The organism is Mycobacterium sp. E3339, assembly GCF_001666915.1.
Classification (GTDB): domain Bacteria; phylum Actinomycetota; class Actinomycetes; order Mycobacteriales; family Mycobacteriaceae; genus Mycobacterium.
The window spans coordinates 20,048-45,835 of sequence record NZ_LZIZ01000218.1 but is presented as its reverse complement, the minus strand read 5'-3'; the positions used below and the strand labels follow the sequence as shown (position 1 = coordinate 45,835).

Below are 25,788 nucleotides of genomic sequence, written 5' to 3'. Positions count from 1 at the left end.
CGTACCTGCGCGAGCTCCTCGGTGAGCTCCTTCACGCGCGCCGGGCAGCGCCGCGACCTGGCGGTGGTGCCCAAGAGCACCGCCGTGGTGGTGTGGCAGCCGCGCCGAACGCGCGGCTGACCCCGCCGGTGCGGTAACTGGCGTTATTCCCTAGCAAAAACCGCCGGCGATCTGTCATCCTGCCTACATGGCGGGCGCCAACCGAAGCTCCCGATGGACCGACGCGCGGCTCGATGAGATGCGACAGCTGGGCGATCCGGCAGCCGACGAGGCCATCGAGGCCGTGTTCGGGCAGGGCGACGTCCAAGCCGTCAACACGATCATGCAGACGCTGGTGAGCAACGACCAGCCGACCCCCGAAGGTTTGCCCCCGGCCGTACGGGAGTTCCTGGCCAAGACGGCGGCGCTGCCGCCCTGGGCCGACACGGCCAAGATCAAGCGCGGCCAGCAGCTCTTCGAAACCTGGGGGTTGCAGATCGCGATCTGCCTGTTCTGCGCGTCCCTTCCGTCGGCGTACGCGGCGGCCAACGGCGTCAAGGTGCTCTATCTGACGGCCCGGCTCGACACCGACACCCGCCGCCGGGTGATGGAGACCGGCCAGTTCCTGATCAACGTGCTCTCCTCCGGCAGCTTCGGCGAACACGGCAAGGGGGTGCGCAGCATCCAGCACGTGCGCCTGATGCACGCCGCGGTTCGCAAGCTGATCGAGATCCGCAGCAAGGCCGACCCCGACGTGTGGAAGCCGCTCGATTGGGGCGTCCCGATCAATCAGGAAGACCTTGCGGGCACGCTGCTTTCGTTCTCCTACGTCGTCGTCGACCCCCTGCGGCAGCTGGGCGTGCACGTCCCGAGGAAAGACGCCGAGGCCTACCTTCACCTGTGGAACGTCATCGGGCATCTACTCGGCGTGCATCCCGACCTGTACGCGCACAACGTCCACGAGGCCACCGCGCTGGTGGCGACGATTCGGCGCAGGCAGTTCCGGCCGTCGCGCGAGGGGCGGGTCATGGCCGCGGCGCTGATGGAACTGCTCGACGAGATGACGCCCTTTCACCGGTTCGACGACACCGTCCCGCCGTTGATCCGGCACCTCGTCGGCGACGAAATCGCCGACATGCTGCTGGTGCCCGAGTCGGCCCTCACCGATGACTTTGGGCGGCTCAGCCGCGCCGGCAGTTGGTTCTTCGTGCGCGTATTCGGCCGAACCAAGCGCAATTCGCGGCGCTACCAACGGGTCTCGGAGGTGATTCGCCCCTTTGGGCACGACCTGTTGCATGGGTTGTTCCGGCTGAACCGGGGTGGGGAGCGCGCGAAGTTCGACATACCCGATCACCTTGCCCGCAGCTGGGAGCTGTCGGCACCAAAGCCCACCCGCCGCCCGGCATAGTCGACTGAAGGGAAGACCCGACATGGCTGCTCCCACGCCTCCCGCCCCCGAGTTCCGGCCGCACTGGCTCGACGAGCCAAAAACCATCGACGATGTCCTGCGCAATATCGATCGGGTAATCGACTGGGCCAAGACGGCGGAGAGCCACCTCGGGTACTTCGCCGTGCTGTACCGGCGGACCACCCTCGCAATCCGGGACGCTGTCGGCGACAACGTGTTCGAGGATGGCCCCCGGATGACCGATCTCGACATCGCCTTCGCCCGGCGTTACTTCAACGCCTTGAATGCCTACTTCTATCCGGAGCGGGGTCCCGGCCCGACGCTGCCTTGGGAGGTCGCGTTCGTGGGCGACCACGACGATCAGGCGATCATTCTTCAGCACATGATGGCCGGACTGAATGCGCACATCACGTTCGATCTGGGGCTCGCCGTCTTCGCGGTCGCCGGCGACTCGATGGACAGCCTGGCGGTCGATTACAACCGGGTCAACAAGATTCTGTGCAAGCAGCTGCCCGACGTTCTCAAGGTCATCGACACGCTTTCCCCCGAAATCCGTTGGACCCGGTGGCTGGTGCCGGGCGAGATCCGCGCGCTCGACCGGTCGCTGGTCAAACTGCGCAGGGGGGCTTGGGAATTCGCCTACTTCCTCGCGACGCACCGGTCGAAGGTCACGGAGAAGATGGTCCACCAGGAGGCCTGGGCGGCGGCGTTGGGCTCGTTCTATCTGCAGCCACCCGGGCGGGTGACCCCCTTCCCGGCGCTCGTCCGCCTCGTCGGCAAGCACGAAATTCGCGACGTGGCCGCCAACCTTCAAGCGCTCGAAGAGGTATCGAACTCCCCGCACAGGCCGCGCAAGGGTTATCGCTGATCCGGCCGCGCGAGGATGGTTTGCGCTCGCGCGAACTCCGGCCACCGGGCGTCACCGGGGAAGCGGCGGACAACGTCGACGAGCGCGGACGGATCGCCGTCGATCTCATAAAGCTCGAGCAGGCAACGCAATTCGAACAGGATCGCCCCTTGGCGCCGGGCGAATTCGAGCGCCTCGTTCAGGGCTTTGCGCCGTTCCTCGGGGGCAGTGAACGTCCGCGCGCGCACGCGCATCAGCTCGCCGTCGTAGAAGTGCATCCCCGTTTCTTCCGCGTGCCGCAGCGCCATCTCCAACCGTTCCCGCGCCCGCTGCGCCGCGCCCGCGGCGATCAGCAGGCGGCCGACGATCGCGTCGTGGAACGTCAGGAACATCTTGAGGTGCATGCGCCGGGACCCGTCCACCCAGCGCGCGACCTTTTCCGCGTGGCCGGCCAGCGTGGCGGCGTCGGCGTCGGCCTCGAGCGCCGCCAGCGCCTTGACGGTGGCGTGTTGGGTTCGACCGACCAGCTGCCACAGGTCGAGCCCGGATTGCTCGCTGAGCGTGCGGAGTTCCGCGACCGCGGTTGCCGCCTGGTCGATTTGGCTGCTCTCCAGCCGCACCCAGATCTCCATGTAGTAGGTGCTCGCCCGGTTGTAGGCGTCGCGCGGGGAACCCAGGACGTCGCAGCGCCGCAATGAATTCGCCAACTCCGTGTGCGCCCGGTCGAGGTCGCCGCACGCGGTGTGCGTCAGTGCCATGTAGGTGTGCGCCAACGAGATCGGGTCGACGTGCACCCACCAGGCGGTGTCCAGCACGAGGGGATCGGCCGCGGAGCTATCGGCCAGCGCCCGCAACAGGTGATCGCGGGCGGCCACGAAGTCGCCCTCCAGCCAGACGACCGAACCCATCACCGAGGCGATCGCCGGAATGCTCCAGGGCCGATTCTCGGTGATCCGGGCGGACAGCGAGTCGACCAGGTCGTGGGCCCGGCGCAGCTCGGCCCGCGGGACGTAGTAACCGATCAGCCCGGTCAGCGTGGTGAGCAGTTCGTCCTCGTAGTCACCGCCGCTGGCCAGGGCCAGGCAGCGTTGGAAGTCGGCGGGACCCTCGCCGCTCATGCTGCCTTGGGTCGCGCCCGTCAAGAATCCACGTTCCATCCGGATGGCGATTTCCTTGCGGTCCCGGTCGGGGTTGGCCGGGCAGTTGTCCAGCTGGGTGAGGGCGTCCGTGAGGCAGACCACCGCTTCCTGCAAGGCGCCGCGGCGCCGGGCGTTGGCCGAGGCCATGTGGTAGGCCTCGACGGCTTCCTCGTAGTGGTGGGCCTGCTCGAAATGGCTTGCGACCACCGGCCAATCCGGTTCGGCGTCGGCCGCCGCGCTGACCAGCGCGCGGGCGGCGCGCGCGTGCAGGTCCCGGCCCAGCGACGGCGGGGCCAGCTCGGCGGCCACCTCGCGCAGCAACTCGTGGCGGAAGCGCCAGCCGTCGTCGCCGCGCCGTTCGAGCACGCGCGCCTGGACGAGTTCGGTGACGATGTCGTCGACGTCCTCGGCGTCGCGCCCGACCACGGCGCGCAGCATGGGCAGATCGCCGGCGCGCCCGATGACGGCGGCCGCCTCCACCACCGGCACCACGTCGGGCCGGGAGTGATGCAGCCGGGCGAACAGCGGCTCGTAGAGCGCCTCGGGCACACCGGAATCCGTTCCGGCGCCGTCGAGTTCACTTACCACGTGCTCGATGTAGAACGGCACCCCGTCGCATCGCTCGACCACCTCGGCGCGCTGCGCCCGGGTCACCGCCGGGTTGAGCGCGGCGATCAGGGCCTCGGACTGCTCATCGGTCAGCGGGGGAAGGTCGAAAACCTCTGCCGGCCAATCGGTTTGCAGCCAGTCACCGTCACGTCCGGTCACCACCACCAGTAGCCGGCCGTCCGCACCGGCCAGCAACGAGTTGAGTAGCTCCGCGGTGGACGCGTCGAACCAGTGCACGTCCTCCGCGATCACCAGCCCGGCATGCCGGCCGAGGCAGGCAAGCACGTACTGCAGAACCGTCACGCCGATCGACTCGTAAAGCGTCCGGCCCTCGAGGGCCGCGGCCTGATAGCCGTGTTCGGGGCCGACGCCGATCACGGGGGCGAGCAGCGGCGTGGCGATCGCGGGGTCCAGACCGCCGGCGCGAAGTTCGGCTTGCAGCAGGCGCAGCCGCTCCGCGGCGTCGGTCAGCCGGGTGATGCCGCAGCGGCGCTCGATGAGCCGGCGCACCGGATGCAGCCCGGTCTCGGTGTGCAGCGGCGAGCCGAACAGCCGCACCACGGGCCCGCCTGCGGCGCGGACCATTTCGGCCGCCTCGGCGGCCAGCCGGGTCTTGCCGATTCCCGGTTCGCCGCGAAACACGATGCCGGGGCGGGTCAACGTGCCGGCCCGTGCGCGCTGCCAGCTCTGCCGCAGCGACGCACGCTCGCGGTCGCGCCCGATCAGCTCGGGCGATCGCAGCTGCGGCGCCTCGTGTCGCTCGCCGAGCACCCGGTGATGCACGGTCAGACATTCGACGCCCTTCACCGAAGCCGGTGGGCGGGCGTCGAGTTCGAACGAGTCGCCGACCAGGGGCGCCACCGCATCCGACACCGCCACCGTCCCCGGCGCGGCCAGGCCCGAGAGACGCGCGGCCAGGTTGGCCGCGAAGCCGTAGACGTCGTCCTGGTCGGTGTCGAGATAGATCAGGCCGCGGTGGATGCCCACCCGGACGCTGATGGACTCGCCGAACTTGCGTTCCGCCTGGGCGCTCAGCCGCGCGACGGCGCGGGTGATGTCCAGCCCCGCGGCGACGGCGCGCCGCACGTCGTTCTCGTGCGCCTTGGGGTGCCCGAACACGGCCAGCAGGCCGTCGCCCTTGATCGAGCTGATGTGCCCCTCGTAGCGATCGACGACGCGGCGCACCTCATCCCGGTACCGGCCGACCAAGGTGTGGTAATTCTCCGGTTCCATCCGGGTGGACAGCGCGGTCGAGTCCACCATGTCCGCGAAAAGGATTGTCAGCCTGCGTATTTCCCCGTAGCGGGGCGGAATCGCCAGCAGGTCTTCGGCTTCCGGGTTTCCGCGGTCGACCGAAAGAACCTGTCCGGCCAGTGAGGTCGCGGTCGCGCGGTCGCCGGCATTGATCGCTTGCACGGCGCGGTCCAGCAATTCGTCGATCGTGGTGCCGGTCTCGCCAGGGCTCACGCTGCGTCCTCCTGCCAAGGATGGGCTAAAGAGTACGCGTCAAACGCGCCTAATTCAGCACGTGTGGACCCCGAATATGTGTTGGTCCGGACAATTCGCTGGCGGCCCGCCCCTAGACGCGGATGGCAAACTGGGCGACCGCCGGTGCACCCGGTCGCGCGCACCGGTAGCCGCCGCGGCGCAGGGCGTCGGTCGGCGCCGTCATCGGCTCGAAGCACACCACGTCCTCGGCGGTGGGCGCGAAGATCTGCGCCGCCGGGTACCCCTGCTCGAAGCGCACCTGTAGCCGGCGCCCGCCGCCCGACACCGCGAACACCGCGCCCTCGGGCACCCGGTCGTAGGCGTCGTCGAAAGCCTTGTCGCCCAACGCCTCCTCGCGGGCCGGGGCGGGCTCGGACGCGCCGGTCGGCAGGCCCCGCTGGTCGAGCAACAGGTGCCGCAGCGGCGGGGTGTCGATCACCCACTCGGCGCGGGGCACGTCCGGCAGGCGCAGGTAGGGGTGGAAGCCGAAGCACAGCGGCACGGCCGTGTCGCCGGTCGCGCGGACCGTGGTGCGCACCGTCAGCGTCCGCTCGGCCAGCCGCACCGCCACCGTGAGCACGTGCGGGTACGGGAAGGTGGCCAGCAATCGCGGGTCGGCGGCGAAATCCAGCTCGGCCGTTAGCTCGTTGTCCGACTCGGCGGTGACCCGCCAGCCTCGGTGGCCCGCCAGCACGCCGTGGATCGGCAACCCGTTGGGGTCGGCGCGCACCCCGTTCTCGCCCGGCGTCAGCGTCGCCGTCACGCCCTCGGCGGTATAGGAGTTGTCGCCCAACCGGTTCGCCCACGGATACAGGATCGGGATGCCCATCGTCTTGCCCGCCGTCACGTAGGCGTCCAGCCCGCGGCGTTGCCCGAGCAGCTCCACGCCGGCGTCGCTCAGCGAGGTGCCGATCATGCCCGCGTCGGGCACGAACTCCGCGGTCACCGGCGATTCCGGGTCGCGCAGGGTGACGACACGCATGCTTACCTCCACAGTGGGTCGTGCTGAATACGTTCCGGCGGAGCGCCTTTGGCGATCAGGGCGGCCTTGGTGGCCCGCACCATCCCCGGCCCGCCGCAGACCAGGATCTGCCGGTCGCCCCAGCCACCGTATTTGGTCACCACCTCGGGCAGCCGACCGGTCTGCCGCACGTGCAGGCCGCGCGGCGGCGTGCAATCGGGATAGTCGGCGGCCCACGCCGGGTCGGCGCCGTACTCCGAGACCGGCGACACCGACAGCCACGGGTTGTGGGACGCCACCTGCCACAGGGTCGGCAGGTCGTAGAGCTCGCAGCGGTAGCGGGCGCCGAAGAACAGATGCACCCGCGGGTTCACCGCGTACCGGGACAGGTCCATGATCAGCGCCCGCAGGGGCGCCAGGCCGGTGCTGCCGGCGACCATCAGCACGTCCCCGCCCTCCCGGTCGACCCGCAGGCCGCCGTGCGGACTGGACAGCCGCCACCGGTCGCCGGGGCGCGCCTCGTTGACGATCGCGGTGCTGACCAGGCCGCCGGGCACCACGCGAACGTGGAATTCGATGCCACCGCCAGGGTCCGCCGGGATGGCGGGGGACAGGTAGCGCCAGCGCCGCGGGCATTGCGGGACATGCACATTGACGTACTGCCCGGCGTGATAGTCCATCGGCCGGTCGAGCTGTAGCCGGACGACCGCGAGGTCGCGGGAGACCCGCATGTGCTCGATCACGGTGCCGTCCCACCACGCCGGCCCCTCCTCGGCGTCCGCGGCGCCCCGCATCACCCCGGTGATCAGATTGAGCGATTGGTTGGCCGCGTCGTCGACGGCGTCGGTCCAGGCGTCGCCGACGTGCGCCCGCAGCGCCGAGAACAGCGCGCGCCGCAACGTGTCGTAATGCTGCGGCAGCACACCGTATTTGCGGTGATCGCGGCCGAGCTGAGCGAGAAAGGCCACCGGTTCCTGGGCGCGCTGGTCGACGAGTTCGCCGTACACCCAATGCAGCGCGTGGGCGAAAGCCGTCCGCTGCCCGCCCATTTCGGGCGGGAACAAGTCGCGCACCGCGGGGTCGAGGGCGAACCACCGGGTGTAGAACCGGCGGACGACCTCGTTGCCGGGCCCGGAGTCGTCCGCGCCGAAGGCGTCGCGCAACAACCGCAACGCTTCGGTGTCCTCGAGCCCCACGGGCCCCGATTCTAGGCCCGCGACCCGCTCAGCCCTGCTTGACCGTGTTGGCCGTTCCGGCGCTCACCACGTTGGGGGAGCCCCAATGGTAGGTGACCGCGTTGCCGGTTCCGGACGTGCTCACCGCGTCCGTGCTGTCGACGGCGACGCGGTTGTCGTGGCCAGAGACGCTGACGCTGGTGCAGTGGCCGGTGACGGTGACCGTGTTCGCCTGGCCGCTGACCGACAGGTAGCCGCCCTGGCAACGGACGGTCTTCGTGGTGCCGGTCCCGTTGACCTGCAACGTGCCCGACTCCGGCACGGTCGCCGACGGACCGGCGCCGGCGAGATCGGCGCCGAATCCGGTCGCGGCCAGGCCTCCCAACGCCAGCCCGCCGGCCACGATGGCCAGCGTCAGGGCGTTAGGGGCCCGGTGCTGCTCCATTTGCGTCATCGATACGGGGGTACCCCCTGCGCCATACCGCCCAAAACTCGTTAGAGTTGAGCGGAACAGACTCAACCTTGACGGCGTTGCACATCGCGACAAGCATTTGGAACTACCCCTGAACGGAGGTGGCCCGGTTTGGCCAGCGACTCTTTCAACCCGACAACCAAGACGCAAGCGGCGCTGACCTCGGCGCTTCAGGCGGCCTCGGCCGCCGGTAACCCCGAGATCCGGCCCGCGCATCTGCTGATGGCCCTGCTGACGCAGGCCGACGGGATCGCGGGTCCGCTGCTGGAGGCTGTCGGCGTCCAGCCCGCGACCATTCGTACCGAGGCCGAGCGCCTGGTCGGCCGCCTGCCCCAGGCCAGCGGCGCCAGCTCGCAGCCGCAGCTGTCGCGTGAATCGCTGGCCGCCATCACCACCGCCCAGCAGCTGGCCACCGAGATGGACGACGAGTACGTCTCGACCGAGCACCTGCTGGTCGGCCTTGCCACCGGCGACTCGGACGTCGCCAAGCTGCTGACCGGCCACGGCGCCTCGCCGCAGGCCCTGCGCGACGGCTTCGTCAAGGTGCGCGGCAGCGCCCGGGTCACCAGCCCGGAGCCGGAGGCCACCTATCAGGCGCTGGAGAAGTACTCGACCGACCTGACCGCCCGCGCCCGGGAGGGCAAGCTGGATCCGGTCATCGGGCGGGACAACGAGATTCGCCGCGTCGTGCAGGTGCTGAGCCGTCGCACCAAGAACAACCCGGTGCTGATCGGTGAGCCCGGCGTCGGCAAGACCGCGATCGTGGAGGGCCTGGCCCAGCGCATCGTCGCCGGCGACGTGCCGGAAAGCCTGCGCGACAAGACCGTCATCAGCCTGGACCTGGGCTCGATGGTGGCCGGCGCCAAGTACCGCGGTGAGTTCGAGGAGCGGCTCAAGGCCGTGCTCGACGACATCAAGAACTCCGCCGGGCAGATCATCACGTTCATCGACGAGCTGCACACCATCGTCGGCGCCGGCGCGACCGGCGAGGGCGCAATGGACGCCGGCAACATGATCAAGCCCATGCTGGCCCGCGGCGAGCTGCGGCTGGTCGGCGCCACCACGCTCGACGAGTACCGCAAGTACATCGAGAAGGACGCCGCGCTGGAGCGTCGCTTCCAGCAGGTGCTGGTGGGCGAGCCGTCGGTGGAGGACACCGTCGGCATCCTGCGCGGGCTGAAGGACCGCTACGAGGTGCACCACGGGGTGCGCATCACCGACTCGGCCCTGGTGGCCGCGGCCACGCTGTCCGACCGCTACATCACCGCCCGCTTCCTGCCGGACAAGGCCATCGACCTGGTCGACGAGGCCGCTTCGCGCTTGAAGATGGAGATCGACTCCCGGCCCGTCGAGATCGACGAGGTCGAGCGCCTGGTGCGCCGCCTCGAGATCGAGGAGATGGCGCTGGCCAAGGAGGAGGACGAGGCGTCCAAGGAGCGGCTGGAGAAGCTGCGCTCCGAACTGGCCGACCAGAAGGAGAAGCTGGCCGAGCTGACCACCCGCTGGCAGAACGAGAAGAGCGCGATTGACGTGGTCCGCGAGCTCAAGGAGCAGCTGGAGGCGCTGCGCGGCGAGTCCGAGCGGGCCGAGCGCGACGGCGACCTGGCCAAGGCGGCCGAGCTGCGGTACGGGCGCATCCCGGAGGTCGAGAAGAAGCTCGACGCGGCGCTGCCCCAGGCCGAGGCGCGGGAGAACGTGATGCTCAAGGAGGAGGTCGGGCCCGACGACATCGCCGAGGTGGTGTCGGCGTGGACCGGCATCCCCGCCGGCCGGATGCTCGAGGGCGAGACCGCCAAGCTGCTGCGCATGGAGGAGGAGCTGGGCAAGCGCGTCATCGGTCAGAGGCGAGCCGTTCAGGCGGTCTCCGACGCCGTGCGGCGGTCCCGGGCCGGCGTCGCCGACCCCAACCGGCCGACCGGGTCGTTCATGTTCCTCGGCCCGACCGGCGTCGGCAAGACCGAGCTGGCCAAGGCGCTGGCGGAGTTCCTGTTCGACGACGAGCGCGCGATGGTTCGCATCGACATGAGCGAATACGGCGAGAAGCACTCGGTGGCCCGGCTCGTCGGCGCCCCGCCCGGCTACATCGGCTACGACCAGGGCGGCCAGCTGACCGAGGCGGTGCGCCGCCGGCCGTACACGGTGATCCTGTTCGACGAGATCGAAAAGGCGCACCCGGACGTGTTCGACGTGCTGCTGCAGGTCCTCGACGAGGGCCGGCTCACCGACGGGCAGGGCCGCACGGTCGACTTCCGCAACACCATCCTGATCCTGACGTCCAACCTCGGGTCGGGCGGCAGCGAGGAGCAGGTGATGGCCGCGGTGCGCTCGGCGTTCAAGCCCGAGTTCATCAACCGGCTTGACGACGTGATCATCTTCCACGGCCTCGAGCCCGGCGAGCTGGTGGCGATCGTCGACATCCAGCTGGCCCAGCTGCAGAAGCGGCTGGCGCAGCGCCGCCTCACCCTCGAGGTGTCGCTGCCGGCCAAGCAGTGGCTGGCGCAGCGCGGGTTCGACCCGGTTTACGGCGCCCGGCCGCTGCGCCGCCTGGTGCAGCAGGCCATCGGCGACCAGCTGGCCAAGCTGCTGCTGGCCGGCGACGTGCACGACGGGGACACCGTGCCGGTGAACGTCAGCCCGGACGGCGATTCGCTGATCCTGGGCTGAGGCCGCTCGAACGTCGACTTGTTGTAGGCATTTCATCCGAAATCGCCCAACAAGTCGACGTTCGGCGCATGTGTGGGGTGTTTAGTCCTGTAATTGGGTTGTGACCAGCCGGACTTCTTTATTCCGGCACGATTGCGGATACCCTGTGTGGGATGGTCCCCCTTTGGTTCACGCTGTCCGCGCTGTGCTTCGTCGGCGCGGGCGTGCTGCTGTACGTCGACATCGATCGACGCCGCGGGCGCAGCAGGCGCCGCAAGTCGTGGGCGCGGTCGCACGGGTTCGACTACGAGCGTGAATCGGCCGACATCCTCAAGCGCTGGAAGCGCGGGGTGATTTCGACGGTCGGCGACATCGCCGCGCAGAACGTGGTGCTGGGTCAGATCCGCGGCGAGGCCGTGTACATCTTCGACCTCGAAGAGGTCGCCACCGTGATCGCGCTGCACCGCAAGGTGGGCACCAACGTCGTGGTGGACCTGCGCCTCAAGGGCCTCAAAGAGCCACGGGAGAGCGACATTTGGCTGCTGGGCGCCATCGGCCCGCGGATGGTGTACTCCACCAACCTCGACGCCGCGCGGCGGGCCTGCGACCGCCGCATGGTCACCTTCGCCCACACCGCGCCCGACTCCGCCGAGATCATGTGGAACGAGCAGAACTGGACGCTGGTCGCCATGCCGATCACCAGCACCCGCACCCAGTGGGACGAGGGGCTGCGCACCGTGCGCCAGTTCAACGACCTCCTGCGGGTACTGCCGCCGCTGCCGGAGGAAACCCAGCAGGAGGCCGGCGCGCCCGCGGCGCTGCGCAGCGCGTCGCCCGGCCGCCCGCTGGCGCCCGCCGGTCGCGCGGAGCTGCCGCCCCGGCGCGCGCAGCAGGACGTCTCCGGCCTGCTCGGTTCGGAGGCCGCACGCCGGCCCGCCGAGCCGATCCGCCGGGAGCAGCGCGCCCCCGACGCCGTCCGCCGGCCGCCGCCCACCGGACGCAACGGCCATCAGGCCACCAACTATCAGCACTGACGGCGCGCCGGGCGCCGGACGGGCGGCGCGGCCGCCGTCATTAGGATGTCGCTCATGCCCCGCCCCGTAGCCCTGATCACCGGGCCCACGTCCGGGATCGGCGCCGGCTTCGCGCGACGCTTCGCGAACGACGGCTACGACCTGGTCCTGGTGGCCCGCGACGTGGACCGGCTGACCGATCTGGCCGGGGACCTGGCGGACCGGGCCGGTGACATCGAGGTTTTGCCGGCCGACCTGGCCGAAGCCGCCGGCCGTGAGCAGGTCTGCGAACGGCTGGCCCGGGGCGTGCGGGTGCTGGTCAACAACGCCGGCTTCGGCACCTCCGGTGACTTCTGGGCCACCGACCCGGCGCTGCTGCAGTCGCAGCTCGACGTCAACGTCACCGCCATCATGCACCTGACCCGGGCGGCGCTGCCGGCCATGCTGGACGCCGGCGCCGGCACCGTCATCAACATCGCCAGCGTCGCCGGGCTGGTGCCGGGCCGCGGCTCCACCTACTCGGCGTCCAAGGCGTGGGTGATCTCCTTCAGCGAGGGCCTGTCCGTCGGCCTGCAGGGCACCGGCGTGGGGGTGCACGCCGTGTGCCCGGGCTACGTGCACACCGAATTTCACGCCCGCGCCGGCATCGAAATGGCCAAGTCGCCGTCGTTCATGTGGCTCGAGGTGGACGACGTGGTGAATCAGAGCCTGGCCGACATCGCCCGCGGCAAGGTGATCAGCATCCCGGGCCTGCAATACAAGGCGATCATCGCCGCCGAGCGGATGATCCCGCGGACCCTGATGCGGGCCGTGACCAAGCGAATCGGCGGTGGCCGTGGCCGGACCTGACCCCCACGAGGAACTCGCCGAGCTGGTGCGCCGGCTGTCGGTGGTGCACGGGCGGGTCACCCTGTCGTCGGGCAAGGAGGCCGACTACTACGTCGACCTGCGCCGCGCCACGCTGCACCACCGGGCCTCCGCCTTGATCGGCACGCTGATGCGCGACCTCACCAGGGACTGGGACTACGCCGTGGTCGGCGGGCTCACGCTGGGCGCCGACCCGGTGGCCACGGCCGTCATGCACGCCCCGGGCCGCCCGATCGACGCGTTTGTGGTGCGCAAGTCTGCGAAAACCCATGGGCTGCAACGTCTTATCGAGGGCTCCGAGGTTTCCGGCCAGCGGGTGCTGGTGGTCGAGGACACCAGCACCACCGGCGCGTCGGCGCTGACGGCGGTGCACGCCGTCCAGGAGGCCGGCGGACACGTGGTCGGCGTGGCCACCGTCGTCGACCGTTCCACCGGCGCCGCCGAGGCCATCGAGGCCGAGGGCCTGCCGTACCGCAGCGTGCTGGGCCTCGCCGATCTGGGGTTGGGCTAATTGCATTGCCGCGCACAGCTTCTCGCGGTTGCGGCCTGCGTGCTGGCCTGCCTGACGGGGTGCTCGGGCGCCGGCCAACCGGTGCGCCCGTACGGCGCGCAGGGGGCGCGGCTCGGCGAATCGCTGTCGCTGCTGGGCTGGAACATGTCGGTGTCGAACCTGCGCTGGGACGGCGACTACGTGCTGATCGACGTCGACGCCGCCGCGGCCAACCCCAAGGCGCCGCACGCCAAACCCGAGGACATCCGGTTCGGGCTCTACGGCGCGCTGTCGCACCCGATGGAGTCCAACGGGGTGGGCAGTTGTGATCGCCGGACGGACAAGGCACCCGAGGTCCACTCGCCGCTGTCGGCGTCCGGCGACCGGCTCGCCGGGACGGTTTGCCTTGGGCCCCTTAAGGATCGGAGCCAAGTCCGTGGCGTGTACACCTACTCGCCGCGCGACCGGATCCCGAACAGCTCGGCGGCCTACCCGGCCGCGTTCCCGGTGGGGCTGATGCCCACCAACGCCAACGACACCGGCGTGGCGGTCAAGACCACCAGCCTGTCGGCCTGGCGCGCCGACGGCGCCCCGATGACCAAGGCGCAGCTCGGCGATCCCGCGGCCTTCAACGGGAACGGCTTCATGCTGCTGGGTCTCGAGGTCGACGGGATCGCGGCCCGGTACCGCGACGACTCGGCCAAGCGCGGCGGCCCGCTGATGCTGCTCGCGTCTCCGACGCTGCCCGGCGCCGGCCTCAACCCGGCCTGCGCTGCGTACGGGTCGTCGGTGCTGGTCCTGCCCGACGCGTCGCTGGACGCGGTGCACGTCAGCGCGTCGCTGTGCACCCAGGGCGAGATCAACGAGGCGTTGCTGTATGCGACGGTGGCGGTCGACGGCACCCACGCCGGGGTGTGGACGCCGCGATGACCGGTCCCGGGCCCACCGAATGGGCGACGCCGGGCGGCGGGGTCGGGCCGTGGGTGGGTGAGCCGCCCGACGACCCGCGTTATGACCCAATTCTGTTGCGCGAGGGCGACACTCGTAACGTTGTCGACGCCTACCGGTACTGGACGCGGGAGGCGATCATCGCCGACATAGACCGGCGCCGGCACCCGCTGCACGTGGCGATCGAGAACTTCGGGCACGACGCCAACATCGGGTCGGTGGTGCGCACCGCCAACGCGTTCGCGGTGCACACCGTGCACGTCGTGGGCCGGCGGCGCTGGAATCGCCGGGGCGCCATGGTGACCGACCGCTATCAGCGGCTGTGCCATCACGACAACACCGCCGAATTGCTCAGCTTCGCCGCGGACGCCGGGCTCACGGTGGTCGCGGTGGACAACGTTCCGGGGGCGGCCCGGCTGGAGGAGACCGCGCTGCCGCGCGAGTGCCTGTTGGTGTTCGGTCAGGAGGGTCCGGGCATCACCGACGACATCCGGGCGGGCGCGGCGGTGACGGTGTCGATCGCCCAGTTCGGCTCCACCCGCAGCATCAACGCCGGCGTCGCCGCCGGGATCGCCATGCACGCCTGGGTTCGCCAGCACGCCGACCTCTCCCACGCCTGGTAGCCACTCAAAGCCAACGATTCACACGCGGGGCCTGAGGCCGTCACTCTACGTTGAGAGAGTGCGTGACGTGATTGCCGAGCTGATGTCGATCTGGCGCGCGGGCGACACCGCGGGGCTCGGCACGGTGGTGCGCACCTTCCGGTCCGCCCCGCGCCCGCCGGGAGCCGCGATGGTGGTGGCGCCGGACGGCTCGGTCGCCGGGTCGGTGTCGGGCGGCTGCGTGGAGGCGGCGGTGTACGACCTCGCCACCGAGGCCGCGCGGACCGGGACCGCGCGGCTGGAACGCTACGGCGTCAGCGACGACGACGCGTTCGCGGTGGGGCTGACGTGCGGGGGCGTCATCGATGTCTTCGTCGAGCCGGTTTCGCCCGCGACGTTCCCCGAACTCGGCGCGGTGGCCGACGACATCGCCGCGGGCCGCGCCGTCGCGACCGCGACCGTCATCGCCCACCCCGATCCCACCCGGGTCGGCCGGCGGCTGGTGATCCGGCCCGACGGGGTGGCGGGGTCGCTGGGTTCGGCGCGCGCCGACGCCGCGGTCGCCGACGACGGGCGCGGCCTGCTGGCGCTGGGCCGCAGCGACGTTCTGGAGTACGGGCCCGACGGGCAGCGGCTCGGCGACGGCATGGAGGTCTTCGTGTCCAGCCATGCGCCGCCGCCGCGGATGCTGGTGTTCGGGGCGATCGACTTCGCGGCGGCGCTGGCGCGGCAGGGCTCCTTCCTCGGCTACCGCGTCACCGTGTGCGACGCCCGGCCGGTGTTCGCCACGCGGGCGCGCTTCCCGACGGCCGACGACGTCGTCGTCGACTGGCCCCACCGCTACCTCGCCGCCCAGGCCGCGGCGGGCGCCGTCGATCGCCACACCGTGATCTGCGTGCTCACCCACGACCCCAAGTTCGACGTGCCGGTGCTCGAGGTGGCGCTGCGCCTGCCGCAGGTCGGCTACGTCGGGGCCATGGGCTCGCGCCGCACGCACGACGACCGCGTGATCCGGCTCAAGGCCGCCGGGCTGACCGACGCCGAGCTGGGCCGGCTGTCCAGCCCCATCGGGCTGGACCTCGGCGCCCGCACCCCGGAGGAGACCGCGGTCTCGATCGCCGCCGACATCATCGCCAGGCGCTGGGGCGGCGGCGGCCGCCCACTGACCCAGATCGTCGGGCGGATCCACCACGACGCGGGGGACCCCACTCTACTTCCGTAGTGCCGCCCGTAGGCTGGTGCTCGACGCCGCTTCACACGCGAGAGGACCCGGGGCATGAAGATCGCCAACCAGTTCACCGTCAGCGCACCCATCGACCAGGCGTGGGACGTGCTGAGCGACCTGGAGCAGGTGATCCCGCTGATGCCCGGCGCTTCGCTCACCGGCCACGAGGGGGAGGACTACCTTGGCAAGGTCAAGGTCAAGGTCGGGCCGGTCACCAGCGAATTCAGCGGCAAGGTCCGCTTCGTCGAGCACGATCGCGGGCAGTACCGGGCGGTCATCGACGCCAAGGGCAAGGAGACGCGCGGCACCGGCAGTGCGGCCGCGACGGTCACCGCCGTGCTGCAGCCCGACGGCGAGAAGACCGGCGTCACCGTGGACACCGACCTGAAGATCGCCGGCAAGCTGGCCCAGTTCGGCAGCAGCATGCTGCAGCAGGTGTCGGAGAAGCTGCTGGGCCAGTTCGTCGAGTCGCTCGAGGCCAAGCTGGCCGCCGAAGCGGTGGCCGCGCCGGCGACCCCGGAGGGCCCCGCGCAGATCGGTCGCCCCCCGGAGCCGCGTCACGCCGCCGAGCCCGAGCCCATCGATCTGCTTGACCTCGCCGGGGGCGACCAGCTCAAGAAGTACGCCCCGGTGCTGCTGGCCGTGCTCGCCGCGCTGCTGCTGGGCTGGGTGCTGGGCCGGCGAGGCTAGCACCGCCTAACGCCGCCCGCGTCGTGTCCTTGAGGGCGACCCCCGAGCGGCCGAGTTCGCGGGCGCCGGCGACCAGCGCGGCGGTGACCGCCGCGGCCGTCGCGTAGTCCAGGCCGTCGGGTGGATGGATGTTGGAGACGCAGTTGCGGTCGGCGTCGGTGCGTCCGGGCGCCGGCCGATGCGTCAGGTAGATGCCCAGGCTGTCGGCTACCGACAGCCCCGGGCGTTCACCGATGAGCACGAGAACCGTTGTGACGCCAAGGGTTTGACCGATATGGTCGCCGAGCGCGACGCGCGCCTGGGTCGCGACGACCACCGGGGCGATTCGGTACCGGCCGTCGAATGCGCGGACCAACGCGTCGACCATGCCCGCGGCGTGGTCGGTCAGCGCGCGCGGCGAGAGGCCATCCGCGAGCACAAAGCCGACGTCGGCCTTGGTTTTTGGCAGACTCGACAGGTCGGCCGGGCTTCGGCCGAGGTCGGGTCGGCGCAGATATTCGCCGCGCGAGCCGGCCCGGCTGCACACTCGCAGCGGTGCCTCGATGCCGACCTCACCCAGCCGCTGGACGAGGCCGTCGACGTCGAGGGGATCGTGCACGGCGTCGCGCGCCGCGGCGTGCGCGGCCTGAAATTCCAGGACGCGCCGGGTCGGTAGCGAGTCGCCCGCCCGCCCGAGCCCGATGCGTGCCTGCGTGGTCGCCCGCAGTGGTGCCCACACGTCGGTCATCGGCCGGCCGCCAGCGCGCGCAGCGGCGACGTCGCCAGGTCGACGGGCAGGATCCGGCCGTCGGCGTCGGCCATGCCCAGGCCGGCCAGCCACGCCTCGAATTCGGGAGCGGGCCGCAGCCCCAACGCCTTTCGCACATACAGGGCGTCATGAAACGAGAGGCTCTGGTAGCCGAGCATGATGTCGTCGGCACCGGGAACGGTGATGACGAACGCGGTGCCCGCCACGCCCAGCAGGGTGAGCAGCGTGTCCATGTCGTCCTGGTCGGCCTCGGCGTGGTTGGTGTAGCAGACGTCGACGCCCATCGGCAGGCCGAGCAGCTTCCCGCAGAAGTTGTCTTCGAGCCCGGCGCGGATGATCTGCTTGCCGTCATAGAGGTACTCCGGCCCGATGAATCCGACCACGGTGTCGATCAGCAGCGGCTGCAGCGCCCGGGCCACCGCGTAGGCTCGCGCCTCCAGCGTCTGCTGATCGACCGGTCTGTTCCCCACGCCGAGGTGGGCTCCGGCCGACAGCGCCGCACCCTGCCCGGTCTCCAAGTACATGACGTTGTCTCCGACGGTGCCGCGGTTCAGCGACCGGGCGGCCTCGTTGGCCTCCCGCAGCATCGCGATCGAGGTGCCGAAAGATGCGTTGGCGCCCTCGGTTCCGGCGATCGACTGGAACACCACATCGACGGGGGCGCCGCGCCCGATCAGCTCCATCGTGGTGGTGACGTGGCACAGCACGCACGACTGGACGGGAATCGCGAACCGCTGCCGAATGTCGTCGAGCAGGCGCAGCAGCTCGGACGCCGCGTGCGGCGAGTCGGTCGCGGGGTTGATGCCGATCACCGCGTCCCCGCAACCCATCAGCAGCCCGTCGAGCAGCGCCGCGGCGATCCCGCGCGGGTCGTCGGTGGGGTGGTTCGGTTGCAGCCGGGTGGCGAGCGTGCCCGGCAGCCCGATCGTGGTCCGCAAGGCCGCGGTGGCGCTTGTCGTGGCGGCCACCGAAATCAGGTCCTGGTTGCGCATGATCTTCGACACGGCCGCAACCATTTCCGGTGTCAGCCCCGGCGAGACGGCGGCGATGCGCTGCGCGCCGTCGTCGCGGGACGCGGCATCCAGCAGCCAGTCGCGAAAATCCCCCACGGTCAGGCCCGCGATCGGGCCGAACGCGTCGGGGTCGTGGGTGTCGATGATGAGCCGGGTGACCTCGTCGGTCTCGTACGGCACGACCGCCTCGGTGAGGAACGTCGCGAGCGGGATGTCGGCCAGCACCCACGCGGCCGCGGCCCGCTGCGCGTCGGAGTCGGCGGCGCACCCCGCCAGCTGGTCGCCCGAGCGCAATGGCGTCGCCTTCGCCATCACGTCGACCAGGCCGGAGAAGGAGTGCGTGGTTCCCGAAATGGTTTGCCGGTAGCGCATATATCAGTATGAGGCAGGATCTGGGGGTATGGATCAGCTGTGGGTCAACCGCGCGGCCAGCTCCGAAGCCGCCGTCACGCAACGGCACCTCAAACGCCTATGGGGGTTGCCCGGAACGCAGCTGGGTGTGGTGGCGTGGCCGTCGACGCGGCGGGACCGGATGTTCGGCACCTGGCACTACTGGTGGCAGGCGCACCTGCTGGACTGCCTGGTCGACGCGCAGCTGCGCGACCCGCAGCCCGACCGGCACACCAGGATCAACCGGCAGGTCCGCTCGCACCGGCTGCGCAACAACTTTCGCTGGACCAACAGCTATTACGACGACATGGCCTGGCTGGCGCTGGCGCTGGAACGCGCCGCGCGGATAGCCGGCGTGGAGCGGCATCGCGCGCTGCCGAAGCTGGCGGATCAATTTCTCGAGGCGTGGGTGCCCGAGGACGGCGGCGGCATCCCGTGGCGCAAGCAGGACCAGTTCTTCAACGCCCCGGCCAACGGACCGGCGGGCATCTTCCTGGCGCGCTACGGCGATCGGATGCGGCGCGCCCAGCAGATGGCGGACTGGATCGACGAGACCCTGATCGACCAGGAGACGCACCTGGTTTTCGACGGCATCAAGGCCGGGTCCCTGGTCCGGGCGCAGTACTCCTACTGCCAGGGCGTGGTGCTCGGCCTGGAAACGGAACTCGCGGCGCGCACCCATGACGACCGGCACGCGCCGCGGGTGCACCGGCTGGTCGCGGCGGTCGCCGAGCACATGGCCCCGACCGGCGTGCTGGCCGGCGCCGGCGGCGGGGACGGCGGCCTGTTCTCCGGCATCACCGCGCGCTACCTCGCCCTGGTCGCGACCGCCCTGCCCGGCGATTCGGCCGACGACGCCGCGGCCCGCGACACGGCCCGCCGGGTTGTGCTGGCGAGCGCGAAGTCTGCGTGGGACTACCGGCAAACGGTGGACGGGCTGCCGCTGTTCGGCCCGTTCTGGGATCGCGACGCCCAGGTGCCGGGCGCGGAGGGCGGCCAGGCGCAATTCGTCGCGGGCGCGGTGAACAGTTCCGAGGTGGCCGAACGGGACCTGTCCGTGCAGCTATCCGGGTGGATGCTGATGGAGGCCGCCTGTAACGTCACCGCCGTGACGGCAGGGAGCGCGACATGACCGAGCCCGGCAGCTGGATTCCCGACGAGGCGACGCTGGCCGAAGCGAACCTCACCCGCTTCATCGCGTGGCTGGGTGAGACCGGCCGCGGCCACTTCGACGACTACCACGCGCTGCGGCGCAAGTCCGTCGAGGACATCGAATGGTTCTGGGACGCCGTCTGGAAGTTCTTCGACATCCAGGCGGACAGCCCCCCAACCGCGGTCCTGGGGGAGCGTTCCATGCCCGGCGCCCAGTGGTTCCCCGGCGCCACGCTCAACTACGCCACCGAGATCTTCCGGCACGCCACCGACGAGCGCCCCGCCATGATCGTCGTCGGCGAGGACGGCGCATGCGAGTGGTCGTGGGAACGGCTGCGCCGGGAGACCGGCGCCTTCGCGGCGTACCTGCGCGGCCTGGGGGTGGGGCCCGGGGACGCCGTCGTCGGGTATCTGCCCAACGTCGGCGAGGCCGCCGTCGCCGCCCTGGCCGCCGCCAGCGTCGGCGCCATCTGGGCGGTGTGCAACCAGGACGTTTCGGTCGACGGCGTGATCGCCCGGCTCGGCCAGGTGGAGCCGGCTGTGCTGGTGGCCACCGACGGATCGGTGTACGACGGCAAGCGCATCGACCGGCGCGCGGAGCTGGACGCGATCCGGCGCGCGATGCCCAGCCTGCGGGCCGCCGTGGTGGTGCCCCGGCTCGGGCTCGCGGCCGAGGGCGACACCGTCGGATGGGCGACGGCCCTCGCAGCGGATGCCCCGCTGGAGATCACACCGGTCCCGTTCGCCCACCCACTGTGGGTGATGTTCTCCTCGGGCACCACCGGTAAGCCGAAGGGCATCGTGCACGGGCACGGCGGCACGGTGATCGAGCACCTGAAATACCTTGGCCTGCAACTGGATCTGCGCGCCGGCGAGCGGTTCCTGTGGTACTCGTCGACCAGCTGGATGATGTGGAACCTGTTGCTGTCCGGCCTGCTGGTGGACACCACCATCGTCCTATACGACGGCAGCCCAACGCATTTGAGCACCGACGGGTTGTGGCGGGTCGCCGCCGAGGCGCAAGTCAACGTGCTCGGCGCCGGGGCGGGCTACCTGTTGGCCTGCGCCAAAAAGGAATTGAAGCCCGGGGCGACGTATGCCCTGGATGGGCTGCGCGCCGTGGGTTCCACCGGTTCACCGCTGCCGGCGTCCGGATTCCGTTGGGTCCAAGAGGGACTCGGCCGATCGGTGCCGGTGATCTCGATGAGCGGGGGCACCGACGTCTGCACCGCCTTCATCGGCGGCTGCGCGATCCTGCCGGTGGTGGCCGGCGAGCTGTCCTGCATCTGCCTGGGCGCGGCCATCGAATCCTGGGCCGGACCCAACCAGCCGGTCGTCGGCGAGGAGGGCGAACTGGTTATCACCGAGCCCATGCCGTCGATGCCGGTGTTCTTCTGGAACGACGACGACGGCAGTCGCTACCGCGCCGCCTATTTCGACAAGTACCCGGGGGTGTGGTGTCACGGTGACTGGATCACCATCACCGAGCGGGAATCCGTTGTGGTGCATGGTCGTTCGGACGCCACGCTGAACCGGATGGGCGTGCGGATGGGCAGCGCCGAGATCTACACCGCGGTGGAGGGCATGCCCGAGGTGGGCGACTGCCTGGTGGTCGGGATCGAGCAGGACGACGGCGGCTACTGGATGCCGCTGTTCGTGACCCTGGCGGACGGCGCCGAGCTGGACGAGGCGCTGCGGTCGCGGATCGTGGCGGCCATCCGTCAGCACGCCTCGCCGCGCCACGTGCCCGACGACATCCTGGCGGTTCCGGGGATACCGCGCACGCTGACCGGTAAGCGGCTGGAGATCCCGATCAAGCGGATCCTGCTGGGCGCCGCACCCGGCGAGGCGGTGCAGCAGAGTTCGATCGACCGCCCCGAGCTGCTAGACGCTTTCGTTGCGTACCGCAGAAGTCGGGTGTCCTGAGTCCGGCTCGGCCCCCGCGCGCCGGCGGCCCCGGTAACTGCGCCAGGCCGCGATGCACGCCGGCGTCAGGGAGACGACCAGGATGGCCAGCAGGATCTTCTGCAGGTTGTGGTGCACGAACGGCACGTTGCCCAGGAAGTAGCCCGCCAGCGTCACGCCGCCGCCCCACAGGATGCCGCCGACGATGTCGAAGCCCAGGAACACCGGGTAGCGCATGTATGACACCCCGGCGACCGGCGGGACGAACGTCCGCACGAACGGCGCGAACCGCGCGAGGATGATCGCCCACGGACCGTATTTCTCGAAGAACGCGTGCGACTCGGTCACGTAGTGCTTCTTGAAAAACCGGGAGTCTTCCTTCTTGAACAGCGCCGGGCCGATCCGCCGGCCGATGAAATACCCGGTCTGATCGCCCAGGATCGCCACCAGGGCGACGGCGGGGGCCAGCACCCAGATGCTGGCCGGTGGGTTCGCACCTGCGGCCAGCAGCCCGCCGGTGAACAACAGCGATTCGCCGGGCAGCAGCGGAAACAGCAGGCCGGTCTCGATGAAGACGATGATCAGGATGCCGGGCAGCACCGCGGAGCCGAAAACGCCGTCGGCGCCCAACCAGTACATCGGGTCGAAGATGTGGGGCAGGGCCGTCACGGTGGTGCTCACGATGCTTCAACATACCGTTGTTGCGATACTGGATGGGCCCAGCCGCCAGGAGGAGCTCATGCCCATCGCCACGCCCGAGGTGTACGCCGAGATGCTGGGCCGCGCCAAACAGAACGCGTACGCCTTCCCCGCCATCAACTGCACGTCGTCGGAGACGGTCAACGCCGCCATCAAGGGTTTCGCCGACGCCGGTAGCGACGGCATCATCCAGTTCTCCACCGGCGGCGCGGAGTTCGCGTCGGGCCTGGGGATCAAGGACATGGTGACCGGCGCGGTGGCGCTCGCCGAGTTCACCCGGGTGATCGCCGACCGGTACCCGGTCAACGTCGCGCTGCACACCGACCACTGCCCCAAGGACAAGCTGGACAGCTACGTCCGCCCGCTGCTGGCGATCTCCGCGGAGCGGGTGAGCGCCGGCGGCCATCCCCTGTTCCAGTCCCACATGTGGGACGGCTCCGCCGTGCCGATCGCCGAAAACCTGGTGATCGCACAGGAACTGCTCAAGGCGGCCGCGGCCGCCAAGATCGTCCTGGAGATCGAGATCGGTGTCGTGGGCGGGGAAGAGGACGGCGTCGCCCACGAGATCAACGACAAGCTCTATACGACGCCGGAGGACTTCGAGAAGACCATCGACGCGCTGGGCCACGGCGAGCACGGCAAGTACCTGCTGGCCGCGACGTTCGGCAACGTGCACGGCGTCTACAAGCCGGGCAACGTCAAGCTGCGCCCCGACATCCTGGCCCAGGGCCAGAAGGTCGCGGCGGCCAAGCTGGGGCTGCCCGAGGATGCCAAGCCGTTCGACTTCGTCTTCCACGGCGGCTCGGGCTCGCTGAAGTCCGAGATCGAGGAATCACTGCGCTACGGGGTGGTGAAGATGAACGTCGACACCGACACCCAGTACGCGTTCACCCGCCCGATCGCCGGCCACATGTTCGCCAACTACGACGGCGTGCTGAAGGTGGACGGCGAGGTGGGCGCCAAGAAGGTCTACGACCCGCGCAGCTACCTGAAGAAGGGCGAGGCGTCGATGAGCGAGCGCGTGGTTGAGGCCTGCGAGGACCTGCACTGCGCCGGCAAGTCCGTGGGCGTCTAGCCGCTGGGGGACTGGCAGATCTTCCACTGGTCGTCGCGGTACTGCAGGTCCAGGCTTCGGGTCGAACGCACCTGCGGGTCGTAGGCCATGAACGTCGTGACGTTGGCCTCGGCGTGCTGGCCGTTGACCACCACCTGGTCGATGCTGGCGATCACCGGATACTGCCTGGCCGCCGACACCCGCCGGTAGGTCTCGTCCCACGAGCGTTCGTCGTAGTCGGCGTACCCGTCGCGGGTGGTGCCGCAGGTGATGGTGCGCAGCGTCGTCAGGTCGCCCTTCTGGATCGCGGTGTCGAAGCTTTGGATGGTGGTGCGGACCTGGTCTTCCTGCGACACCTTGGTGTGCTTGCCGCGGGTGAGCAGAACCGTGCCCAGGATCGCGATCGCGGCCAGCGCCAGCACGATCAGCACCAGCGCCAGCACCCAGCCCCAGTTGACCTGCCGGGAGGTGCGCAGCTTTCCCCCGAGCCGGGGCGGAATCGATTGCGGCACAGCGGCTTTCGAGGTCGCTTCGGGCTGGGCCGGGATGCCCTCCGGCGGTGAAGCGAAGACCTCGGTGGCGGGCTCCGGGGTGGTCGCGATCACCGCCGTCTCTTTCGCGTCGAAACCGGGCGCGGTGAAGCGGCGTTCGCGCTGCTGGGCGTCCGAGTCCTCGCCGGCATCCGCCGGGGCACCGCCGGGCTCGGGCTTGATCACCACGGTCTCGGTCTCGGCGTCGCTCGGCACCAGCGGGACGCCCTCGGTTGCGTCTTCGCTTGCGGCCCATTCGTGCCCGGACGGGTTCGGCGTGCCGCCGCGATCGGGCTCGGGTGGCTGGGGCATGAGTGCTGCTGTCCTCCGCTATCGGGTGGGGTAGTTGGAGAGCTTAGCGACCCGCCCCCTTCGATGGGGCGATGGTTGAGGTCCGGCGTCCCGGCAAAACGACGCGGCTGGGAGGATGGGAGCCATGACGCGAGACCTTCTCGGACCCGACCCGACCCTGCTGCCGGGCGATCCCGACGCCGAGGCCGAGCTGCTCGCCGGCGAGAAGCCCGGGATCGTCGCCGCGGCGCACCCGTCGGCGTCGGTGGCGTGGGCGGCGCTGGCCGAGCAGGCGCTGGCCGACGACCAGGCCATCACGGCCTACGCGTACGCCCGCACCGGCTATCACCGCGGCCTGGACCAGCTCCGGCGAAACGGGTGGAAGGGCTTCGGCCCGGTGCCTTATTCGCACGAGCCCAACCGCGGGTTCCTGCGGTGTGTGGCGGCCCTGGCGCGCGCCGCCGACACGATCGGCGAAACCGACGAGTTCCTGCGTTGCCTGGATCTGCTCGACGATTGCGACCCGGCCGCGCGGCCGGCGCTGGGGCTCTAGAAGCTTTCCGAGCACCCCGCGTCGCCCGGCGACTCGATCTGGACGGTGGCGTGCTCCAGCCCGCGGGCCGACAGCACGGAGCGGGCCTCCTGCAGCACCCGGGCGGAGTCGCCGGAGCTGCGCAGGTGCGCGGTGCACATGTCCTTGCCCGGCGACAGCGTCCAGACGTGCAAGTCGTGCACCTCGGTCACGCCGTCGACGGCGCCCAGCGCCGAGCGCAGCTCCTCCACGTCGATGTGGGTCGGTGACGCCTCGGACAGGATCCGCAACGCGTCGCGGGCCAGCGAGATCGCCCGCGGCAGCACCCAGAGCGCGACCAGCACCGCGACCACCACGTCGGCGTACGGCCAGCGCGTGGTCACGGTGACCACCCCGGCGATCAGCACGCCGAGGCTGCCGACGCTGTCGGCGACCACCTCCATGTAGGCGCCCTTGACCGCCAGGCTCTGCGCCGAGTGGGACCGCAGCAGCAGCGCGACCACCAGGTTGGCGAGCAGCCCGGCCAGCGCGACCACGATCATCGGCACGCCCGGGACCGTCGGGGTTTCCCGCAGCCGCTGGATCGCCTCCCACAGGATGAACAGGGACACCCCGAGCAGCAGCCCGGCGTTGGCCACCGCGGTGAACACCTCGGCCCGGTGCCACCCGTACGTGCGCGACGGTGACGCGCTGCCCCGGCGGGCCAGCGTCACCGCGGCCAGCCCCATGAAGACGGCGACCACGTCGGTCAGCATGTGGCCCGCGTCGGCCAGCAGCGCGATCGAGTTGATCAGCAGCGAGGTGGTCAACTCCACGACGAAGAACGCCGCCAGGATCGAGGCGGCGATGATCATGCGGGGAATCAGCCGAGACGCGTCGGTCTCGGCGGGGGTGTGGTTGTGGCCGGCGCCCATGGCC

23 protein-coding genes are annotated in these 25,788 nt (G+C 70.4%); 14 read left to right on the top strand and 9 right to left on the bottom strand.

Annotation, left to right across the window (positions count from 1 at the left end):
- The first annotated feature begins 187 nt into the window (after positions 1–187).
- Positions 188–1,387 (top strand): oxygenase MpaB family protein, encoded by a 1,200-nt coding sequence (locus A5702_RS20650; RefSeq protein WP_055400477.1) that lies wholly within the window; start codon positions 188–190, stop codon positions 1,385–1,387.
- Positions 1,388–1,409: 22 nt separating this feature from the next.
- Positions 1,410–2,255: a DUF5995 family protein gene (locus A5702_RS20645; RefSeq protein ID WP_055400475.1), complete on the top strand. Its 846-nt coding sequence runs from the start codon at positions 1,410–1,412 to the stop codon at positions 2,253–2,255.
- Here A5702_RS20645 and A5702_RS20640 read toward each other — a convergent pair.
- From A5702_RS20640 to A5702_RS26775, 4 genes are all read right to left on the bottom strand, one after another.
- Complete coding sequence (locus tag A5702_RS20640; RefSeq protein ID WP_068223238.1) at positions 2,246–5,449, bottom strand: adenylate/guanylate cyclase domain-containing protein; 3,204 nt, start codon at positions 5,447–5,449, stop codon at positions 2,246–2,248. The two genes, A5702_RS20645 and A5702_RS20640, sit on opposite strands and share 10 nt — an antisense overlap.
- A 112-nt stretch (positions 5,450–5,561) precedes the next feature.
- Complete coding sequence (locus tag A5702_RS20635) at positions 5,562–6,452, bottom strand: aldose 1-epimerase (protein ID WP_068223234.1); 891 nt, start codon at positions 6,450–6,452, stop codon at positions 5,562–5,564.
- 2 nt (positions 6,453–6,454) lie between these two features.
- Complete coding sequence (locus A5702_RS20630) at positions 6,455–7,627, bottom strand: FAD-binding oxidoreductase (RefSeq protein ID WP_068223231.1); 1,173 nt, start codon at positions 7,625–7,627, stop codon at positions 6,455–6,457.
- Between the two features lie 28 nt (positions 7,628–7,655).
- Positions 7,656–8,060 carry a DUF3060 domain-containing protein gene (locus A5702_RS26775; RefSeq protein ID WP_068223228.1) on the bottom strand — a complete coding sequence of 135 codons (405 nt, stop codon included), beginning with the start codon at positions 8,058–8,060 and terminating at the stop codon, positions 7,656–7,658.
- Between the two features lie 129 nt (positions 8,061–8,189).
- Here A5702_RS26775 and clpB point away from each other — a divergent pair, with 129 nt between their 5' ends.
- The 8 genes from clpB to A5702_RS20585 all read left to right on the top strand — a co-directional run bounded on the left by clpB (position 8,190) and on the right by A5702_RS20585 (position 16,556).
- Positions 8,190–10,742, top strand: a complete 2,553-nt coding sequence (gene clpB / locus A5702_RS20620) for an ATP-dependent chaperone ClpB (protein ID WP_055405166.1) — start codon at positions 8,190–8,192, stop codon at positions 10,740–10,742.
- A 152-nt stretch (positions 10,743–10,894) separates the two neighbouring features.
- The gene (gene ttfA, locus A5702_RS20615) at positions 10,895–11,755 is read left to right on the top strand and encodes a trehalose monomycolate transport factor TtfA (protein ID WP_055405165.1); all 861 of its coding nucleotides are present in this window, start codon (positions 10,895–10,897) and stop codon (positions 11,753–11,755) included.
- A 54-nt stretch (positions 11,756–11,809) separates the two neighbouring features.
- Positions 11,810–12,583 carry an SDR family oxidoreductase gene (locus tag A5702_RS20610; protein WP_068223251.1) on the top strand — a complete coding sequence of 258 codons (774 nt, stop codon included), beginning with the start codon at positions 11,810–11,812 and terminating at the stop codon, positions 12,581–12,583.
- Entirely contained in the window at positions 12,570–13,112 is a 543-nt protein-coding gene (gene pyrE, locus A5702_RS20605; protein ID WP_055405170.1) for an orotate phosphoribosyltransferase, read from the top strand. Before A5702_RS20610 ends, pyrE begins: the two co-directional genes overlap by 14 nt.
- Positions 13,113–14,021, top strand: coding sequence for a hypothetical protein (locus A5702_RS20600; RefSeq protein WP_068223225.1), 909 nt, complete (start codon positions 13,113–13,115; stop codon positions 14,019–14,021). It abuts the gene before it with no gap.
- Positions 14,018–14,662: an RNA methyltransferase gene (locus A5702_RS20595; RefSeq protein WP_067816675.1), complete on the top strand. Its 645-nt coding sequence runs from the start codon at positions 14,018–14,020 to the stop codon at positions 14,660–14,662. The genes A5702_RS20600 and A5702_RS20595 overlap by 4 nt, the downstream gene beginning before the upstream one ends.
- Positions 14,663–14,720: 58 nt before the next feature.
- Complete coding sequence (locus A5702_RS20590; protein WP_068223222.1) at positions 14,721–15,863, top strand: XdhC family protein; 1,143 nt, start codon at positions 14,721–14,723, stop codon at positions 15,861–15,863.
- Positions 15,864–15,917: 54 nt separating this feature from the next.
- Complete coding sequence (locus A5702_RS20585) at positions 15,918–16,556, top strand: SRPBCC family protein (RefSeq protein WP_068223218.1); 639 nt, start codon at positions 15,918–15,920, stop codon at positions 16,554–16,556.
- Here the strand turns inward: A5702_RS20585 and eutC are convergent.
- Together eutC and A5702_RS20575 are read right to left on the bottom strand one after the other, a co-directional pair.
- Positions 16,480–17,283 (bottom strand): ethanolamine ammonia-lyase subunit EutC, encoded by an 804-nt coding sequence (gene eutC / locus A5702_RS20580; protein ID WP_068223215.1) that lies wholly within the window; start codon positions 17,281–17,283, stop codon positions 16,480–16,482. The two genes, A5702_RS20585 and eutC, sit on opposite strands and share 77 nt — an antisense overlap.
- Positions 17,280–18,689 (bottom strand): ethanolamine ammonia-lyase subunit EutB, encoded by a 1,410-nt coding sequence (locus A5702_RS20575; protein ID WP_055405160.1) that lies wholly within the window; start codon positions 18,687–18,689, stop codon positions 17,280–17,282. The genes eutC and A5702_RS20575 overlap by 4 nt, the downstream gene beginning before the upstream one ends.
- Before the next feature lie 28 nt (positions 18,690–18,717).
- On the opposite strand from A5702_RS20575, the gene A5702_RS20570 reads away from it, so the two are divergent.
- Positions 18,718–19,839, top strand: coding sequence for a glycoside hydrolase family 76 protein (locus A5702_RS20570; RefSeq protein WP_068223212.1), 1,122 nt, complete (start codon positions 18,718–18,720; stop codon positions 19,837–19,839).
- On the top strand, positions 19,836–21,785 hold the full coding sequence (locus tag A5702_RS20565; RefSeq protein WP_068223209.1) for an acetoacetate--CoA ligase: 1,950 nt from the start codon (positions 19,836–19,838) through the stop codon (positions 21,783–21,785). The genes A5702_RS20570 and A5702_RS20565 overlap by 4 nt, the downstream gene beginning before the upstream one ends.
- On the opposite strand, the gene A5702_RS20560 is transcribed toward A5702_RS20565, so the two are convergent.
- Positions 21,744–22,445 carry a DedA family protein gene (locus A5702_RS20560; RefSeq protein WP_055405596.1) on the bottom strand — a complete coding sequence of 234 codons (702 nt, stop codon included), beginning with the start codon at positions 22,443–22,445 and terminating at the stop codon, positions 21,744–21,746. The two genes, A5702_RS20565 and A5702_RS20560, sit on opposite strands and share 42 nt — an antisense overlap.
- Before the next feature lie 58 nt (positions 22,446–22,503).
- Here A5702_RS20560 and fbaA point away from each other — a divergent pair, with 58 nt between their 5' ends.
- The gene (fbaA, locus tag A5702_RS20555) at positions 22,504–23,538 is read left to right on the top strand and encodes a class II fructose-bisphosphate aldolase (protein WP_055405599.1); all 1,035 of its coding nucleotides are present in this window, start codon (positions 22,504–22,506) and stop codon (positions 23,536–23,538) included.
- Here fbaA and A5702_RS20550 read toward each other — a convergent pair.
- Entirely contained in the window at positions 23,535–24,359 is an 825-nt protein-coding gene (locus A5702_RS20550; protein ID WP_068223206.1) for a hypothetical protein, read from the bottom strand. The genes fbaA and A5702_RS20550 overlap by 4 nt on opposite strands.
- A 124-nt stretch (positions 24,360–24,483) precedes the next feature.
- On the opposite strand from A5702_RS20550, the gene A5702_RS20545 reads away from it, so the two are divergent.
- Positions 24,484–24,891: a DUF3151 domain-containing protein gene (locus A5702_RS20545; protein WP_055405598.1), complete on the top strand. Its 408-nt coding sequence runs from the start codon at positions 24,484–24,486 to the stop codon at positions 24,889–24,891.
- On the opposite strand, the gene A5702_RS20540 is transcribed toward A5702_RS20545, so the two are convergent.
- Positions 24,888–25,784, bottom strand: a complete 897-nt coding sequence (locus A5702_RS20540; RefSeq protein WP_067816480.1) for a cation diffusion facilitator family transporter — start codon at positions 25,782–25,784, stop codon at positions 24,888–24,890. The two genes, A5702_RS20545 and A5702_RS20540, sit on opposite strands and share 4 nt — an antisense overlap.
- Positions 25,785–25,788: the final 4 nt, after the last annotated feature.

What these genes read in the sequence shown, in the direction of transcription:
- A5702_RS20550 (WP_068223206.1), bottom strand. Translation starts at nt 24,359, where the DNA reads ATGCCCCAGCCACCCGAGCCCGATCGCGGCGGCACGCCGAACCCGTCC.
- A5702_RS20650 (WP_055400477.1), top strand. Translation starts at nt 188, where the DNA reads ATGGCGGGCGCCAACCGAAGCTCCCGATGGACCGACGCGCGGCTCGAT.
- A5702_RS20565 (WP_068223209.1), top strand. Translation starts at nt 19,836, where the DNA reads ATGACCGAGCCCGGCAGCTGGATTCCCGACGAGGCGACGCTGGCCGAA.
- A5702_RS20645 (WP_055400475.1), top strand. Translation starts at nt 1,410, where the DNA reads ATGGCTGCTCCCACGCCTCCCGCCCCCGAGTTCCGGCCGCACTGGCTC.
- A5702_RS20545 (WP_055405598.1), top strand. Translation starts at nt 24,484, where the DNA reads ATGACGCGAGACCTTCTCGGACCCGACCCGACCCTGCTGCCGGGCGAT.
- A5702_RS20595 (WP_067816675.1), top strand. Translation starts at nt 14,018, where the DNA reads ATGACCGGTCCCGGGCCCACCGAATGGGCGACGCCGGGCGGCGGGGTC.
- A5702_RS20540 (WP_067816480.1), bottom strand. Translation starts at nt 25,784, where the DNA reads ATGGGCGCCGGCCACAACCACACCCCCGCCGAGACCGACGCGTCTCGG.
- A5702_RS20635 (WP_068223234.1), bottom strand. Translation starts at nt 6,452, where the DNA reads ATGCGTGTCGTCACCCTGCGCGACCCGGAATCGCCGGTGACCGCGGAG.
- A5702_RS20585 (WP_068223218.1), top strand. Translation starts at nt 15,918, where the DNA reads ATGAAGATCGCCAACCAGTTCACCGTCAGCGCACCCATCGACCAGGCG.
- fbaA (WP_055405599.1), top strand. Translation starts at nt 22,504, where the DNA reads ATGCCCATCGCCACGCCCGAGGTGTACGCCGAGATGCTGGGCCGCGCC.
- A5702_RS20610 (WP_068223251.1), top strand. Translation starts at nt 11,810, where the DNA reads ATGCCCCGCCCCGTAGCCCTGATCACCGGGCCCACGTCCGGGATCGGC.
- eutC (WP_068223215.1), bottom strand. Translation starts at nt 17,283, where the DNA reads ATGACCGACGTGTGGGCACCACTGCGGGCGACCACGCAGGCACGCATC.
- A5702_RS20575 (WP_055405160.1), bottom strand. Translation starts at nt 18,689, where the DNA reads ATGCGCTACCGGCAAACCATTTCGGGAACCACGCACTCCTTCTCCGGC.
- A5702_RS26775 (WP_068223228.1), bottom strand. Translation starts at nt 8,060, where the DNA reads ATGACGCAAATGGAGCAGCACCGGGCCCCTAACGCCCTGACGCTGGCC.
- ttfA (WP_055405165.1), top strand. Translation starts at nt 10,895, where the DNA reads ATGGTCCCCCTTTGGTTCACGCTGTCCGCGCTGTGCTTCGTCGGCGCG.
- A5702_RS20570 (WP_068223212.1), top strand. Translation starts at nt 18,718, where the DNA reads ATGGATCAGCTGTGGGTCAACCGCGCGGCCAGCTCCGAAGCCGCCGTC.